Raw genomic sequence first — 14933 nt, 5'->3', positions numbered from 1 at the left:
ATGGATAAAAACATGAAAGAAGTTTTGACTACATCTGTTACTATTCCTTTTGAGTATACTTACACTATCATTATACCTCATAAGAATATTCCGTTGTTGTTGCAACGTTGTTTGGACTCTGTTCCTTTGCGTAATGATGTCCAAATTATCGTGGTTGATGATGGCAGTTCCAGCAATGTGGTAGATTTTACTAACTTTCCGGGTACTGACCGTGAGAATGTAGAAATTATCTTTACCAAAGATGGAAAGGGAGCCGGATATGCTCGTAACTGTGGATTGCTTCAAGCAAAAGGAAAGTGGTTGCTGTTTGCTGATGCTGATGATTTCTTTCTTCCAGATTTTCTTAAAACATTGGATCGTTATTGTTCCACAGATTATGATTTAATAACTTTTCGGGCTACGAGCGTTGAATCAGATACATTAACTTCAGTACATTCGCGACAATCTGAATTTTTAGGTTTCGACGTAGCTGAAAATATTGATGTGGAGAAGTTAAAGTATAAGAATGATGTACCTTGGGCAAAAATGATTTCCGGAGCTTTGGTTCGGAAATATTCGCTTCAATTTGATGAAATACCGGCTGGCAATGACATAATGTTCTCTTTTTATTTGGATTATTATGCACAGCATGTAACTGTATGTTCAGATGCTATTTATTGTGCTACGATACGTAAGGACTCTTTACAATATGGCGTTGTGCTGGATAATTTGCTGGCAAGAGTTCGAGTGGTGTGCCGCTGCAATAGTTTTTTGAGAAGAATAGGACGTGAGGATAAACTCTTGAGCAGCTATTACCGTGTAATGCAATGTAGAAAGTATTTTGGAAAGCGAGGATATTACAAAGCTTTGTGGATTTTTGTATGTAATGAACACCGGAATATGGTGTATGCTACTTTTAGGGGAATTTTAATGAATAAGGTGAAAAATATTTGTGAAAAGTTAACATCATGGTAGAGTCTCGTCTTAAAAAAAGCTATTTGAATGCCCGGGTAAACGTGCTTTTCTATTTTATTACCCTATTCATTTCTTTTTTTTCCCGCAAGATATTCCTGGATATGTTGGGAGCGGATTTTGTAGGTCTTATGGGGACATTGCAAAATTTATTGGGCTTTTTGAATCTGGCCGAATTGGGAATTGGGGCATCTATTGGTTTTGTTCTTTACAAACCTCTATTTAATGGCGACAAGGACAAGATACGGGATATAATTTCTGTATTGGGGTATCTGTATCGCAATGTCGGACTGATAATTTTGGGGGTGGGGCTTATATTAGCCTGCTTCCTTCCCTTGATATTTGCAAATATCAGCATTGGTTTGGGCGTAGTCTATTTTGCATATTTTGCTTTTCTGTCTTCTGCCCTAATCAGTTATTTTATTAATTATCGACAAACCTTATTAGGAGCCGATCAGCGTAATTATGTTGTGACTGCCTATTTCCAGACTGCAAATATTGTAAAGATATTGGTGCAGATGATGCTTGTTTGCTATATAGGCAGTTTTTATCTATGGATTGCCATTGAGCTGCTTTTTGGTATTTTGTATTCATACATACTTAATTGGAAGATAAATAGGGTATATCCATGGTTGAAGTGTAGCATTGCTGAAGGTCGTCGAAAATATCCTGAAAATAAGATAATCGTACGCAAGGCACGTCAGATGTTTGTACATCAATTGGCAGGGATGGGGCGTTCCCAGCTGCTTCCTTTTTTGGTTTACGCATTTACTTCCTTAAAATTGGTAGCCTATTATAGCAATTACATGTTGCTGTTGACCAAATTGAACCAGCTCGTTAATAATTTCTTAGGAAGTACGGGGGCTGGAGTGGGAAATTTGATTGCCGAGGGTGACTCAAAGCGTATACAACAAGTATTTTGGGAACTCAGCTCTTTACGCTTTATGGTAGCTTCTTTTTTAACATTTGCTCTATACCACCTGATGGATTCCTTTATTGTTGTATGGTTAGGGACAGAGTATGTATTGCCTCATTCTGTATTGGTAGTGATTCTTGCCAATTTTTTCATCAGTCAGTTTCGCGGTACAAATGATCAGTTTATTTATGGCTATGGTCTTTTTCAAGATACCTGGGCGCCCATTGCTACACTTGGTATCACGATACTGGCAGCTTTGGTTGGAGGATATTATTGGGGACTTCCAGGGGTCTTGTTAGGAGATGTTGCCAGTTCCATAACTGTCATAAGCATTTGGAAACCTTATTTTTTATATCGCTACGGTTTTAAAATGTCTGTTGGAATTTATTGGAAAAATGTATTGCTGTATTTATGTATGTTTGTTTTTTCTTGGGCTTTGACAGATGGTATTCTTTTATCATTGGCTCTGCCAAAACCAGAGGAAGGTTATTTAGAGTGGAGCTTGTATGCTTTGGTTTCTTCGTTATTATTTTTGTCGATTTTGACAATTCTATTTTATAATTTTTCAAAAGGTATTCGGACTTTGCTGGGGCGATTTATTCATTGGTAACTTTTGAATATAAAAACAGATTTATAAAAGTGATACATGTCGATGAAGGCAATTTACGGAATCGGTTCGCCTTTTCTATAATTTTATTTGTGAGGCTAAAAGTAAACTTCTATATTTGTGTTATAGCATGGAATATGAAATGGGAAAACGATTGAGGATAGTGTATTGCATTCCTTCTGTTTATAAAATGGGGGGAATGGAAAGAGTGCTTGCTTTGAAAGTGAATTTCTTTGTTGAGACTTTCGGTTATGAAGTGCATATCATTACAACTGAAGGCATTTCAGGTACTCCTTTTTTCAATTTTCATCCTTCTGTTCAGATTCATGATTTGAATATCCATTTTGATGTATGGATGCCTAAATATAAGCGTTTTTTGATGTATGCTTATAAACGTTTCTTGTATAAAAGGCGTTTGGAGCAATGTCTAAATAAAATAAAACCAGATATTACAATTGCGATGCTACGTCGTGAGGTGGGATTTTTGTCCAGTATGTCAGATGGAAGCATCAAAATAGCGGAAAGTCATTTCTATAAAGATTGTTTTTTACATATAAATCCACAACTGTCAAGATTTCTACCCAGGTTTATGTGGGACTATTGGATAAAAAAAATTGTAAAAAAACTCAATTGCTTGTCTCGTTTTGTAGTTCTTACCCAAGAGGATAGAGTTCTTTGGACAGAATTGGATAATGTAGAAATCATTCCTAATCCTATAGCTTTTGTCCCTTCTGTTTTTTCCACTTGTACTAATCATCATGTGATAGCAGTAGGAAGGTATGTTCCTCAAAAAGGCTTTGATATGTTGATTACTGCTTGGGCACAAGTTGTGGCAGTGTGCCCTGATTGGAAGTTGCATATTTGGGGAGAGGGTGAATTGAGAGAGCAGCTTCAAAGCCAAATTGATAGGATGGGATTGGATGAGTCCTGCTTTTTGGAAGGTCGTACTGATAATGTAGCCGAAAAATACGTGGAGAATTCAGTTTTTGTGTTGAGTTCTCGTTTTGAAGGGTTTGCAATGGTGATAGCAGAGGCTATGGCGTGTGGGCTCCCTGTTGTTTCATATGCTTGTCCATGTGGTCCTAAAAATCTTGTTCAGGAAGGAGTGAACGGATTTTTGGTAGAGAATGGGAATGTCCATGAGCTATCTCAGAAGATTATATACATGATAGAGCATGAGGAAGAAAGAAAATGGATGGGGCAGAATGCTATTAAAAGTGTTGGTTGTTTCCAAATAGAGATGGTGGCTTTGCAATGGAAAAAACTTTTCGAGAAATTGCTGGAAGAACATTCTGATTTATTAAAGTAACAGAATTTATGGAGAAGTGGCTGAGTTTTATTGTTCCGGTATACAATGTGGAAGATTATCTGTCTGAATGTGTAGATAGCTTGTTGAATCAGGATGTTCCGTCAGAGCTATATGAGATAATACTCTATGATGACGGGTCCACTGACGGAAGTCTACGGATAGCGCAGAAATATGGGGCTGATTATGCTAATATCCGTGTCTTTACCCATCCGAATTCCGGAGCGGCTGAAACTCGCAATGAGGCCATTGAAAAGGCAGTCGGCAAATACATCTGGTTTGTTGACAGCGATGATTTCATAGCTCCCGGCTTGTTGTCCCGTCTTTATGAGAAGACCCGTGAAGGCCATTTGGACATGCTGATATTCAATAATGTAGCTTTTGAAGACGGCAAATGCAGGCGTTTTGTCGGATTTGATGTACCCGAATCACCGATAAAGACGGGGATAGAACTCTATCAGGATTTCTATTACAATCCGGTACTGACCAATCGCTTGATACTCCGTGACCTGCTGGCAAGGCACCGTTTGCGTTATATTCCGGGGAATAAGGCAGAGGATTGTGTGCTGAATCCTCTTTGTTTTTATCATGCCAATGCTGTCTGTTCACTTCCGGTCGATGCTTATTATTATCGGATGCGTAGTCAGTCGGTGTCTCATCATGTTGATAATCAGAAAAGAATTATAGAGTCTTTATTAGAAGGGCTCGAAAGCCACAGTGACTATATGAAAGAACATCCGGCCCCTGGTTTCTGGATGAGGGTTTGTGTACACGATATACGACGGGTACACATTTGGCTGGATACTGCTTGTGGTAATAGGAAAGAGAAAAGCGGGTTCATTTGCCGGGAGAGGTCGGCTCTAAGGTCGGCGTTGAAGCGGTTGCCTTTCCGGTTGTCCATTGATTATGCTGTCTTATGCCTGGCTTCGCTTTCCCCTTTATTGATACTGGATGTGCAACGTTTTTTACGTACAATGAAACGATGGATAAAAAGATGAATACTTTTCCGCTCATAACGCTGGGAATACCTATTTATAATGCTGCGAGTCTTATAGAGCGTACATTATTGTCCGCCCTTAATCAAACGTATCCGAACATTGAATTTGTTTTTGTCGATGATAAAGGGGACAGTATGGATATAGTTCGCAGGGTAGTCGGGGAACATCCACGTGGAAGTGCTGTCCGTATTATCGACCAAGTGGTCAATCAGGGTACGGGGGCGGCACGCAATGCCATTGTGGAGAAGGCGACGGGAGAATATCTGTTTACGATGGATTGCGACGATGTTCTTATACCGGAGTGCATCGAATTACTATACAATAAGATGCAGGAACATCCGGTGGATTTTGTGGCAGCATCTTTCGTCCGGCGTGATTTGGAAGGAAAAGTGTATCCCGGCGGATGCCGGTACGCGGATACTCTGATTGCTGATGGAGATTATGCTGTGGCTAAATATCGTTACGGACGGGGACAGAATATTTTTGTAGCTACCTGGAACAAGCTCTACCGGACGGAGTTTCTGCGCAAGAACGAGGTTCGTTGTATTCCTCATTACCTGATTGATGACCCCTGGTTTACGTATCAAGTGATATTGCGGGCCCGTTCTTGCCGCTTGTTGCCGGATTGTACACTGTTCTTTACTTATAATCCTCAATCGGTGACCAGTGTGAAAGAGCGGCAAGGGTATTCCGAGTTCTTGACAGAACAATATATCGGTACGCAGTTGTTGAAGTCCGGGTATATACACTCTTTGACTGGCGAACCCTTCTATAACGGACTGATGCTCGACATCTTGAAAATGAGCCTTTATCATGCCAACCGGTTATATGCTTCTGCATGTATTTCGCCGAAGAAGAAGCGGCAATATCTGGAAAATCTTTTATCCCGCCATTTTTCCTATCCGTCACATTGGCATTTGGATAAAAATTTGATGAAACTGCTTCCTTTTCTTCTGTTCTATATGATGCCTATGGCCGCTAAAAAGTGGATGGTTGGCTTCATGGTCAATATAAATCTGAAGGATAAGGTGAAGCGCTGGCTTCATTTTTAGCAAGTGGCATTGTTGTTCATCTATTAATAGACGGACTCACTGTCCTTTATCGGCATGTAGTAGGGAACCAGGTATTTGATGAATCCTTCGGCTACTTCCTTGTTAGGGAATCCCAGCCGATAGATGTTGAATTCTTCGTCATATTCCTTTATCGTGAGGTAGCCGCTTTGGTAAATCACGGCAATGGGATTGTCCTTGAACGACTCCACGTCTGTCAGTGCCTCTGCAGTCACTCCTTCACTCGTAAGGTTGGGCAGACAGAAGTTGTTGTCTTTCAGCAGTTTCACAAGGTAGGTGGGGGTGCCGGTCTCGAACCAGTAGCTGCCGAACTCCAAGGAACGGAACGTATTCAGCAGGCTGAAGGGGTTATACAGATTGGTTCCGTTCTGGCGGAAGCGGTAGCCGTCGTACCTTTCTTTCAGTCGCAGGCAGACTTCGTCGTAGGTGATACCGTAGTTTTCGGCTATCTGGTGCAGCGGTTCTTCAAAATAGGTGTGTATCTCCTTGTCGGTCATTCCGCAGAGCGTCTGGAACTGTCGGTCCATGGAGAGGTCTATCAGGTTGTTCAGGTCGCTGAACACACTGACCTTTCCGAATTTCGTCACCCCCGTCAGAAATCCGAAGCGGATATACCGGTCTTGCGTCTTCATTACGGAGTAGAAGGCTTTGAGCGTGTTACGGTATTCGTTCTGCAGTTCTTCGTTGCCTATGGACTGGAGCATGGGTTTGTCGTATTCGTCCACGAGGATGACCACGCGCTGGCCGGTCTGCTCGTAGGCGCGGCGGATGATTCCCTTGAAGCGCAGTTCTGGGTTGACTTCGCTGGGGACAGTTCCGTAGATGCTTTCCCACTGGCAGAGGGTATCGTTCAATACATTGATAAGGCTGTTTTTCTCATCGTATTTGCTTGTGTTCAAATCCAAATGCAGTACCGGATATTTCGTCCATTCTTTTTCAAGCTGTTCCATTTCCAGTCCCTTGAACAGTTCCTGCTGCCCGTTGAAGTAGGCTTCCAGTGTGCTGATGAGCAGACTCTTTCCGAATCTCCGTGGGCGGCTCAGAAAGTAGTAGTTACTTGTATTGACCAATTGGTGAATCAATGCAGTTTTGTCTACATAGGTGTACTCACCAAGACGGATTTTCTCAAAACTCTGTATTCCAATAGGGTACTTCATACGGCTGAACTTTGTTTGATGCGCATTTTGCTTAATTAGAAGAAATGTATGAATAAAAAATGAGGTGGCAAAGCTTTTGTCATGCTTTGTCACCTCCCTTTTCTTGGTTACCACTTCTCTTTTTTTACTTCAAAACACGGGCATTGTTTCGTCCATTCCATCGGTTCCACCTCTCCGTTGTTGTTCCGGTCGGGGCTGAGGTCGCGATGTCCCGCCACTTTGGCTTCCGGATAGTCCATCAGCAAAGCGCGGACCAGTACGCGGAGCGAGTGGCGCTGCCATTCCGTGCGTGTGTCTTTGGGATTCCCATAGTGGTCCAATCCGCCTTCGTAGGCGATTCCGATAGAGTGGGCATTGTAGCCGCGGGCGTGGGCGCCGACCCTCTCGACCGGGCGTGTGGTCAGGATTTGTCCGTCACGGCGGATGTAGAAATGATAGCCCGTGCCATCAAATCCACGTCGGCGGTGCGCGGCTTCCAGAGCTTGCCCGGTAAAGGGACGGTCCTCGCACGTGGCGCTGCAATGTATTACAATCAAGTTGATTTTTCTCATTTCTTTCTACTGTTTGCCTTTGGGGGCTGTGCGCTAAAGGGGACCACCGCTGTTCATGGCGTGTGCGCTGAATGCACCCAAAAGTGCCGAAGCTACAGCGATGATTACTTTCAGAATCTTGTCCCAGGTTGATGATTTTGTACTCATAATGGTTAATGGTTAGTGATTAGGGATTAGGGGTTAGTGATTAGGGGTAGGGGTTAGGGAACACAAGCTCATCGCTTATCGCTAACCCCTATTTTTTATCCCAGCGGATTCTCCCCCTGGTCTCCGTCGGAACCTCCGCCATCGGGATTATTGTCGCCGCTTCCGCCGCCGGTGCTATCCTTGTCGGCAGTTACAAGCTCGAAGACGAGGTTGTTTGCTCCGCCTTTGGTGGTGGCGTTGCTGTCGTTCACTAAGCGCAGGGTGTTGGCTACCTTGAAGCGGATGTTGACGCGCTCGATGTTTTTTACGGTGCAGTCTTTGGCCAGTTCGGTGGCACGGCACTTGAAGGTGGTGTGGAAGATTCCGAAACCGTCCAGACGGACACTGTTGCCGTCCGTCAGCGTCTGGCGCATCTGGCGTACGATGGCTTTGCCTACGTGCTCCACGTCTTCGGACGACATGGCGCCCAGGGCTTCAATGTCTTTTGCGATGCGGGCAAGGTCGAAGATTTTGGCATCTTGGGGCTTGCGTTTCAGGGTGTAGACCATGGGGGAGCTGCTGTCCCCGATTTTCTTGTGGCGCTGTGTGCGCACTACTAATGCTGTTGACATGATGGTTGATGTTTAATGGTTAATGTTTCATTCCGAAGGGGGAAAGGAGGTGTCTCCGCGGCGATGGCCTCTGTTCCGTTTCGTTGATACAAAGATAGGACATGGGGCAGGGAAGAAGGGAGGTTGGGGGAGGCAGGAGGAGGTTGGGAGAGGATAAGGGAGGTTATTGTTTCTTTTGTTTTGGATTTGTGACAAATAGGAGGTATATTTGTATTCGCATAGATGTGCGTAAACTGAATAAAAAGACATGGAATATGTTGGAAAACAGTAATCAGGATATGTGCTGTTTTAGCTCGTTTTGATGAAGTGCGTGATGTGGTGGTATATGCCAATCTTGAAAACGAGGCATTGCGTGAGCATATAGACAGAGTGGGGGTGAGGATTTATGTGAAAAGTGGGGAACCTTCTAAGAAGGCTCCCCGAAGACATTGATCATAAGCTGCACCTGCGCGGGCGTGTACCGTCGGCAATAGGGGTTCATGCCCGTGGCAAGCAGGCGCTGTTCCAGCCCGGGGGCGGTGCGTATCCATTCGTTCAGCCGGTTGACGGCAGTCTGCTGGGCAATGCCCGGAAGGTAGTACATGGCGAGTTCGCCTTTCCCGTAACTGCGGACGGGGAAGCGTGGCTCTGCAAAGGAATCATTCTGTTTCATCATATTCTTTAAAGTTCAGGTTGTATGTTTTCTTTAATACGGATAACACATGATTGCACGGATAACCTGTGATTGCACAGTTTGCACATGCTTGCACGGATTCTCTTTTTCTGTCTTGTAAAGATACGGATTTTTATTCGAATAACCTGCCTTGTTCTTCATTATTTTTCAACCAATTCTCATTGTCGAACTGCGTGTTCACCGGTCCCGGTCGCTCTCCTTGGGGGGTGTGGATGATGTCTTCCTCGCAGGGCCAGTAGCGTCCGTTCAGGTGGTTGTAGACGAACTTGGCTTCGGTGTGGGCACTGCCCAAGTGTTTGAAACGGACCTTCTCGATGTAGATGGTGGCTATCTGTTTCGTGTCGTTACGGTCTACCACGAGGCAGAAGTCGGACATGTTGGCGAAGTTGGCGGAGCCGTTGATGTCGTTCATCTCGACGCGGCGCAGGGTGCCGTCCTTTTCGTTGCGGTTCACCTTGCGGGGGTGGGTCACGAGGATGACGAGGCACTGGTTGCGGGTGGCGAAGCGTCCCAGCTTGTTCAGCGTGTCGGTGATGTAGTCCATTTCCGTCTGCCCCGGTTCCAGACGTTGTTCCAGGCGGTTCATGGGGTCGATGACGAGGATGCGCACCCCTTTGCGGCGCACCACCTGGCGGGCTTTCTCCAGGATGTGGTCGATGCCGTAGCTCCCGTCGTCGGGCAGGATGTGCGACACGTTGCGGTCCAGCCAGCCCACTGCCTGCCCGTAGACGGCTTCCGTCATGCCCGGTCCGAGGGTGAAGCGGTGGCCGGTCAGCTTCTCCGCCAGCTTGTGCAGGTGGTAGGCGATGGGCATGTTTTCGGGGCTGAAGAAGGCGATTTTCCACTCGTGGCGCAGGCAGAGGCGCAGCACCAGCTCGTCGGTGAATTCGGACTTGCCGTCGCCGGGGCGTCCGGTCATCACCAGCAGGCGGCGGGGCTCGAAGGTGCAGTGTTCGTCGAAGTTGTCCCAGCCGGTGTCGGCACCCCGCTGCAGGCCGTTCTCGTAGAGGGAGCGCAGGTCGTCGCGGCAGTCTTCGGCGGTGAAGATGCCTTCCAGGGGCACTTCTTCGGCTTGCTCGATGCAGATGCGGAGGCTTTCGGCGCCGTATTTCACCAGATGCTCGTTGGCATCCTTGCAGCCCTCGCCGAAGTGCACGATGCGGCAGCGTTCCACTCCGAGGCGGCGCGTGAGTTCCTGCCGGAGCGACTGCCCTGCCGGGTCCTCGTCTACGGCGATGTAGATGGCCTGCTTGTCTTCGAAGTGCGACTCCACGAAGCGGTCCAGCCACGTGAGGTTGCTCTGGGCGCCGGCGGGCACGGAGACGACGTCCTTGCGTCCGGCGGCGATGACGGCTGCCGCGTCGAACTCGCCTTCGGTGATGATGCACTCCGGGGTGCCGAGGATGCTGTCCACGTTGTAGGGGATGAGCTCGGCCCCCTTCACCATCATGAAGTGTTTCAGGGCGCTGCGGTACTTGGTGTTGACGAGCGTCCCGTTCTCGAAGTAGTTGAAGCAGATGCAGTTCTCCTCCTGGCTGCTCTCCGGGAGGCGCACCGTCTCTTCGGTGATGCGCAGGGTGCGCAGCAGCTCCTGCGGCAGGCAGCGGACGGTGGTCCAGTAGCGTTCCAGGTTCTCGGAGAGTTGCATCCGGGCAGGGTCGAAGGTGGGACGGCGGAAGTGCTGGGGCGGTGCGGAGGGCTTCCGGTGCATGTCGCGGCGCTGCTGCTTGAGGCGTTCTTCGGCGTCGTCGGGCACGTAGAGCTTGTAGCCGCAGTGGTGGCAGTAGCACAGGCCTTTGTCCAGGTCTATGGAGAGTGACTTGTTGCCTTTGTGTCCGCGGGTGTCGTTGCATTGCGGGCAGATGGTCTTGATTTTGCCGCTGATGCGGCCGCGGGTGTCAATGCCGCGTTGATGAAAATTTCTCATATGGGATTTGTTTTGTTGGACAGAAGGACGTACTTGTCTTCTCGTTTTTGTCTCTTTGTCCTTTTGTCCGGTAAATGGTTATACATGAATGGTTTCACCCCTTCCGAAGCCACACTTCGCGGGGGGAAATGCCACACTTCACGGGGTGGAATGCCACACTTGGGACGTGCTGAAGTGTGGCATCCGGGGCGCTGGGGTGTGGCATTCCGGATGCCGGAGTGTGGCGTTTCAGCCGGGTTTCTGTTTCGGCTTTTTCGATGAAGGCGGCGGGGTTTGCGACGTCCACGAACGGGTCGTTTCGTTCCAGAAGGCGGTATTGTCCGGTCGGGGTGGCGCTCCGTCGGGGATGGGGCAGCCCAGGTAGGTGCGCCGTCCGTCCACAAGCTGCTCGTAGCGGTAGGGGTCGGGAGGTGCTGTCGCCTGCTGCTTGGTGTCCAGGGAGCAGAGAGCCTCGTGCAGGGCGTGTGAGGTCCGGCTTCCGGCACTGACATAGTTGACGAAATATCCTTGCACATCACTTATTTCCAGTAGATTACCTCCTTTGCCGTAGGCTTCGATGTGTTGCTTGAATATTTTCACCGCTTCCCGGATGTGGCGTTTCAGCAGGCATCCGTAGCCGCTTTTCATGCAGGCGATGTCCAGCCAGGAGCTTTCGAGGGTGAGGTTATCCACCATTTCGCGCCATGGTCGTACGGGGTGTCCCGGGTCTTGCGACCGGTCGCTGCCATCGTCGTTGTCGTCGTCATCGTTGCCGTCGCAAGTGGTCTGCGCTCCTCCGGACGTTGACGGTGGCACTCCTCCGGCATCCGACGGCGGAAGAGGCCTATCGGCATCAGCGGCAGTTTCTTCTTCTGCTGCTGATGCTGCTGTTGTTTTTATATGATTATTTATATTCTCTTTATTATTTCCCTCTGTCGCTTTCGGTAATTCGCTGTTTTCTAGTGGATTGATTGTTTCTAGGGCTTGTTTTTCGGCGTTTTCCCTCGGTGTTTTTTGCCATTTTTCGTCATTTTTTGCCTTGGAATACGGCTTTGCCTCCCCCTTTTTTGCCGTTTTTTCGTCTTTTTTGCGTGGGGGATTCAGCTCTTTCGGCGTGAAATATCCGTCTTCCTCGAGTTCGAAGAGTCCGTATTCCCGGATAATTTTCAGGAGGTAGGCAAGCGTTACTTTCTTCCCGTCGCAATGGGGACGGAGGTATTCTTGTCGTGCGCGAGGTTCGGGCAGCATTCCCAGTTTCTCGATGATGACCCAATAGGCACCCAATCCTCTCAAGCCTTCTTTTTCTGTCAGTTGTTGCATTCTGGGGTCGCACATGGCCATCAAGGGATGTTGTAAATAGAAATTTCTTTTCATTTTAATTGTTTTTTGCAAGGAAAAGTATTGCGTAAAGCGTGGTTGCTTGTTGTTGCGACGGCGTTTTTCGTAGCGTTTTCTCTTTGTTTTATGGTGCAAAGGTAGGGATAATAAAATAGTGGTGCAGCCCGAATAGGTACGGTCTGCATACGTTGTTTTTGTTGACAAACAACAAGTTACGGTTTCTAAACTTATGGAAACCGTACTTGTCTTAATAAATGTAAATTGAAAGCTTTTTATTCTTTCTCTTGTTCAGAAACTTGTTTTATTTTTTTTATCCGGTTCTCTATGGGGATGAGTTCCTTGCTTTCCCTGAAGCTGGCTTTCCGGTCACTCTTGAAGATTGTCCGAATGACTTGTTTAATAACTTCGGCTATTACCAGTCTTTCTTCTGCATGTTTGGTTGTTCCGTTAAAACTCCAGAACTTTTGCCCATCTACGGTAAGGGCTAAATTAAATTTTTAGTCATGATTATTTGTTTTTAAAAAGATGCAAAGGTAGTCATAATATTGTATAAAGCTTATTTGTTTAGCAGCCTTTTTAGCTTGTCACGCTTTGAGATGAGGAAACGTCGTAGCCAAGGGAAAGTTTCTCCAGACTTTAGATTATAGTAGATGGATTTTGAATCGTAAATCATTTGAAAAGTTTCCGTACAGAGTACTGGCTTCTTGGTCAGACGATTGATTTCTATGGCTTGTTGTAGGGAACTTTCTACAAAAAGCATGTAGGTGGTGGATAATTTATATTCTTTGGCTTTAAATGAGGCATGGCAGTTGGCACGTTGGCGGGCTTCTTTGTTGGGCAGGTCTAGCATGACCAGTTTATCATATTTTACATGGTTTTTCTTTAACCAGGCCATGGTTTCCGGGCGGTATTTCTCTAAACGTGAAGTGACCAGCGTACCTACTTCGGTACGGGGAATGAATAAGGGTTGGGCGTTCAGTAGGAATTCGCGGTAGCGTGGTCCGTCATCATTTTCTTCGGGAGTAGGATCTACGCAAAGAACCCCGTCAATATCCAAACATGCTTTTTTCAGGATTCCATGGTTCATTATGTTCCACTGGAAGAAACGGGGATAATCCAGAATCTCAAAATGATAATCCACGCTTCTGGTATGTTCAGGCACACTGTAAATGGCACAATATTTTATTTCATAGTTGTCATTGAGAGCTTTCAGCAATGTTCGGCATTTATTTATGGCGTTTCCGGTGGCAATGCTGTCATCTACCACTAATACTTTGCGGATGTGGGTCATGTTGAAAGTTTTGCCACGTTCTCCGGTCTGATAGATGTGTCCGTTGCGGAATGAGTCCAAGTCTGTTACTGGCAGATTCAAATAGAGTGCCAGCAGGTTGGCGGGAAACATGCCACTGCGGGGGATGCCCACTATCAGGTCAAAATCACGTGGCAGTATGCTGAGATGTTGCAGGATGCAGTGGTTCAAGTCATCGATGTTGCGATAATTCATAATATTCTATTATTGAAATGCTCAATGATTCTATAAATTTTCTTCACGCTGTGCCCCCAACTGTGGGTTTCAGCGAAGGATATGCGTTGTTGTGCCAATTTTTTGTCATCGGATTCGGTTATGGCGTGGTCAATGGCAGAAAGCCACTCTTGCGGGTTCGTGGCCAAGTGCGTGTAGCCTGCAAAGATGTTGCGCATGGTGTGGGTACTGGTTGCCACGGTCGGTTTGCCCATTGCCAGATATTCGTCAATTTTCAGCGGGTAGTTGCCATCGGTGATGTCGTTTATTATTTGTGGGTTTATGCAAACGTCATAGGTGGCAATATATGCAGGCAATTCACTTGTTTTTTTTTGCCCGAGAAAATGGACGTTCTTCAGTGTGTGGATACGGTGTTGGCGGAATCCGTTATCTTCCGGTCCGGTGAACACAAAGTTGTATTCGGGGCGTTGTCTGATTATTTCATAGAGCAAATCTCCGTCCAGGCGGGTACTGTTTACAGTACCCATGTATCCGATGATGGGGTGGGGAATTCCTTTTATGTCGGCGGGTATGCCGTAGCTTCGGGAAGCATCATACAGCTCTATGTTCACTCCGGTTTCTATCGGATATGTCTCCGGATTATAGGCTAGCAATTCTGCAGCGAAGCGGCTGGAGTTCGCCAATACAATGTCTGCAGAAGCGGCCAGCTCTGGCTCGAGGCGGGTACCGTGCTTGCGCCAATAGGCTTCTCCGATGATGTAATCGCGACGGTAGTAGATGGATAGCACCGGATGAATGTATTCCTTCAGATACCGGCTGCGGTAGATGTCCGTATCAATAAGATGGATGTAGTCCTTAAAACCGAGTTGTGCAGCTTGCTGCACAATCCACCGGCCGATACGGCGGTTGTTCTGTCTGTTGAAGGAGTTGAACAAGGGAGCGGGTAGAAAGTTTACGGACAAAAGTGTGAACGGGCAGTCCAGTACCCACATGTTTTTGTTGATTTGCCGCAGGGGAGAAGCTTCTCCTTTGATGACAGACATACGGCGTATGTAGGAGGGAGCTTGCTTGTTGCCTTTCAGCCGGGTGGAATAGTCCATAGGTGTATTGATGTAGAGCACTCGGTTCTGCTTTGAAATTTCTAGCGCCGTATTCTTGATGGTGCTTCCTATTTCAATGTCCCACGTCTGCAGGCTGGTAATGATAAAGTCTTTCATAC

At 46.8% G+C, this 14933-nt stretch carries 15 protein-coding genes; 5 read left to right on the top strand and 10 right to left on the bottom strand.

The features are described 5' to 3' along the window. The first annotated feature begins 12 nt into the window (after positions 1–12). From DW800_RS06325 to DW800_RS06305, 5 genes are all read left to right on the top strand, one after another. Entirely contained in the window at positions 13–954 is a 942-nt protein-coding gene (locus DW800_RS06325; protein WP_051642933.1) for a glycosyltransferase family A protein, read from the top strand. Beyond that, a complete protein-coding gene (locus DW800_RS06320; RefSeq protein ID WP_117703256.1) occupies positions 948–2477 on the top strand; it encodes a lipopolysaccharide biosynthesis protein in 1530 nt (509 codons plus the stop codon). The genes DW800_RS06325 and DW800_RS06320 overlap by 7 nt, the downstream gene beginning before the upstream one ends. A gap of 127 nt (positions 2478–2604) precedes the next feature. Further along, positions 2605–3783 (top strand): glycosyltransferase family 4 protein, encoded by a 1179-nt coding sequence (locus tag DW800_RS06315; protein ID WP_227224401.1) that lies wholly within the window; start codon positions 2605–2607, stop codon positions 3781–3783. An 8-nt stretch (positions 3784–3791) separates the two neighbouring features. Then, complete coding sequence (locus tag DW800_RS06310; protein ID WP_117703257.1) at positions 3792–4778, top strand: glycosyltransferase; 987 nt, start codon at positions 3792–3794, stop codon at positions 4776–4778. Further along, entirely contained in the window at positions 4763–5830 is a 1068-nt protein-coding gene (locus DW800_RS06305) for a glycosyltransferase family 2 protein (protein WP_117703258.1), read from the top strand. Before DW800_RS06310 ends, DW800_RS06305 begins: the two co-directional genes overlap by 16 nt. A 23-nt stretch (positions 5831–5853) precedes the next feature. Here DW800_RS06305 and DW800_RS06300 read toward each other — a convergent pair whose 3' ends face one another. The 10 genes from DW800_RS06300 to DW800_RS06255 form a co-directional block, all read right to left on the bottom strand. Further along, on the bottom strand, positions 5854–7005 hold the full coding sequence (locus DW800_RS06300; protein WP_181979429.1) for an AAA family ATPase: 1152 nt from the start codon (positions 7003–7005) through the stop codon (positions 5854–5856). Between the two features lie 107 nt (positions 7006–7112). Next, on the bottom strand, positions 7113–7556 hold the full coding sequence (locus DW800_RS06295; protein ID WP_055288648.1) for an N-acetylmuramoyl-L-alanine amidase: 444 nt from the start codon (positions 7554–7556) through the stop codon (positions 7113–7115). Between the two features lie 33 nt (positions 7557–7589). After that, positions 7590–7703 carry a smalltalk protein gene (locus DW800_RS19615; RefSeq protein WP_005837338.1) on the bottom strand — a complete coding sequence of 38 codons (114 nt, stop codon included), beginning with the start codon at positions 7701–7703 and terminating at the stop codon, positions 7590–7592. Positions 7704–7798: 95 nt separating this feature from the next. Continuing rightward, complete coding sequence (locus DW800_RS06290) at positions 7799–8314, bottom strand: HU family DNA-binding protein (RefSeq protein ID WP_005837337.1); 516 nt, start codon at positions 8312–8314, stop codon at positions 7799–7801. A 406-nt stretch (positions 8315–8720) separates the two neighbouring features. Next, positions 8721–8969 carry a DUF4248 domain-containing protein gene (locus DW800_RS06280; protein WP_005827481.1) on the bottom strand — a complete coding sequence of 83 codons (249 nt, stop codon included), beginning with the start codon at positions 8967–8969 and terminating at the stop codon, positions 8721–8723. A gap of 130 nt (positions 8970–9099) precedes the next feature. Then, on the bottom strand, positions 9100–10914 hold the full coding sequence (locus tag DW800_RS06275; protein WP_117703261.1) for a bifunctional DNA primase/helicase: 1815 nt from the start codon (positions 10912–10914) through the stop codon (positions 9100–9102). 94 nt (positions 10915–11008) lie between these two features. Continuing rightward, entirely contained in the window at positions 11009–11200 is a 192-nt protein-coding gene (locus DW800_RS19530; protein ID WP_133303830.1) for a hypothetical protein, read from the bottom strand. Next, the gene (locus DW800_RS06270; protein WP_044467799.1) at positions 11143–12267 is read right to left on the bottom strand and encodes a DUF4373 domain-containing protein; all 1125 of its coding nucleotides are present in this window, start codon (positions 12265–12267) and stop codon (positions 11143–11145) included. Before DW800_RS06270 ends, DW800_RS19530 begins: the two co-directional genes overlap by 58 nt. A gap of 520 nt (positions 12268–12787) precedes the next feature. Then, positions 12788–13735 (bottom strand): phosphoribosyltransferase, encoded by a 948-nt coding sequence (locus DW800_RS06260; protein ID WP_035448703.1) that lies wholly within the window; start codon positions 13733–13735, stop codon positions 12788–12790. Next, positions 13732–14931, bottom strand: a complete 1200-nt coding sequence (locus DW800_RS06255) for a glycosyltransferase (RefSeq protein WP_117703263.1) — start codon at positions 14929–14931, stop codon at positions 13732–13734. The genes DW800_RS06260 and DW800_RS06255 overlap by 4 nt, the downstream gene beginning before the upstream one ends. Positions 14932–14933: the final 2 nt, after the last annotated feature.

The organism is Bacteroides sp. AM32-11AC (genome assembly GCF_003603515.1).
Lineage (GTDB): Bacteria > Bacteroidota > Bacteroidia > Bacteroidales > Bacteroidaceae > Bacteroides > Bacteroides uniformis.
This window is presented reverse-complemented; position numbering and strand designations above follow the sequence as displayed.

What these genes read in the sequence shown, in the direction of transcription:
- DW800_RS06325 (WP_051642933.1), top strand. Translation starts at nt 13, where the DNA reads ATGAAAGAAGTTTTGACTACATCTGTTACTATTCCTTTTGAGTATACT.
- DW800_RS06320 (WP_117703256.1), top strand. Translation starts at nt 948, where the DNA reads ATGGTAGAGTCTCGTCTTAAAAAAAGCTATTTGAATGCCCGGGTAAAC.
- DW800_RS06315 (WP_227224401.1), top strand. Translation starts at nt 2,605, where the DNA reads ATGGAATATGAAATGGGAAAACGATTGAGGATAGTGTATTGCATTCCT.
- DW800_RS06310 (WP_117703257.1), top strand. Translation starts at nt 3,792, where the DNA reads ATGGAGAAGTGGCTGAGTTTTATTGTTCCGGTATACAATGTGGAAGAT.
- DW800_RS06305 (WP_117703258.1), top strand. Translation starts at nt 4,763, where the DNA reads ATGGATAAAAAGATGAATACTTTTCCGCTCATAACGCTGGGAATACCT.
- DW800_RS06300 (WP_181979429.1), bottom strand. Translation starts at nt 7,005, where the DNA reads ATGAAGTACCCTATTGGAATACAGAGTTTTGAGAAAATCCGTCTTGGT.
- DW800_RS06295 (WP_055288648.1), bottom strand. Translation starts at nt 7,556, where the DNA reads ATGAGAAAAATCAACTTGATTGTAATACATTGCAGCGCCACGTGCGAG.
- DW800_RS19615 (WP_005837338.1), bottom strand. Translation starts at nt 7,703, where the DNA reads ATGAGTACAAAATCATCAACCTGGGACAAGATTCTGAAAGTAATCATC.
- DW800_RS06290 (WP_005837337.1), bottom strand. Translation starts at nt 8,314, where the DNA reads ATGTCAACAGCATTAGTAGTGCGCACACAGCGCCACAAGAAAATCGGG.
- DW800_RS06280 (WP_005827481.1), bottom strand. Translation starts at nt 8,969, where the DNA reads ATGATGAAACAGAATGATTCCTTTGCAGAGCCACGCTTCCCCGTCCGC.
- DW800_RS06275 (WP_117703261.1), bottom strand. Translation starts at nt 10,914, where the DNA reads ATGAGAAATTTTCATCAACGCGGCATTGACACCCGCGGCCGCATCAGC.
- DW800_RS06270 (WP_044467799.1), bottom strand. Translation starts at nt 12,267, where the DNA reads ATGAAAAGAAATTTCTATTTACAACATCCCTTGATGGCCATGTGCGAC.
- DW800_RS06260 (WP_035448703.1), bottom strand. Translation starts at nt 13,735, where the DNA reads ATGAATTATCGCAACATCGATGACTTGAACCACTGCATCCTGCAACAT.
- DW800_RS06255 (WP_117703263.1), bottom strand. Translation starts at nt 14,931, where the DNA reads ATGAAAGACTTTATCATTACCAGCCTGCAGACGTGGGACATTGAAATA.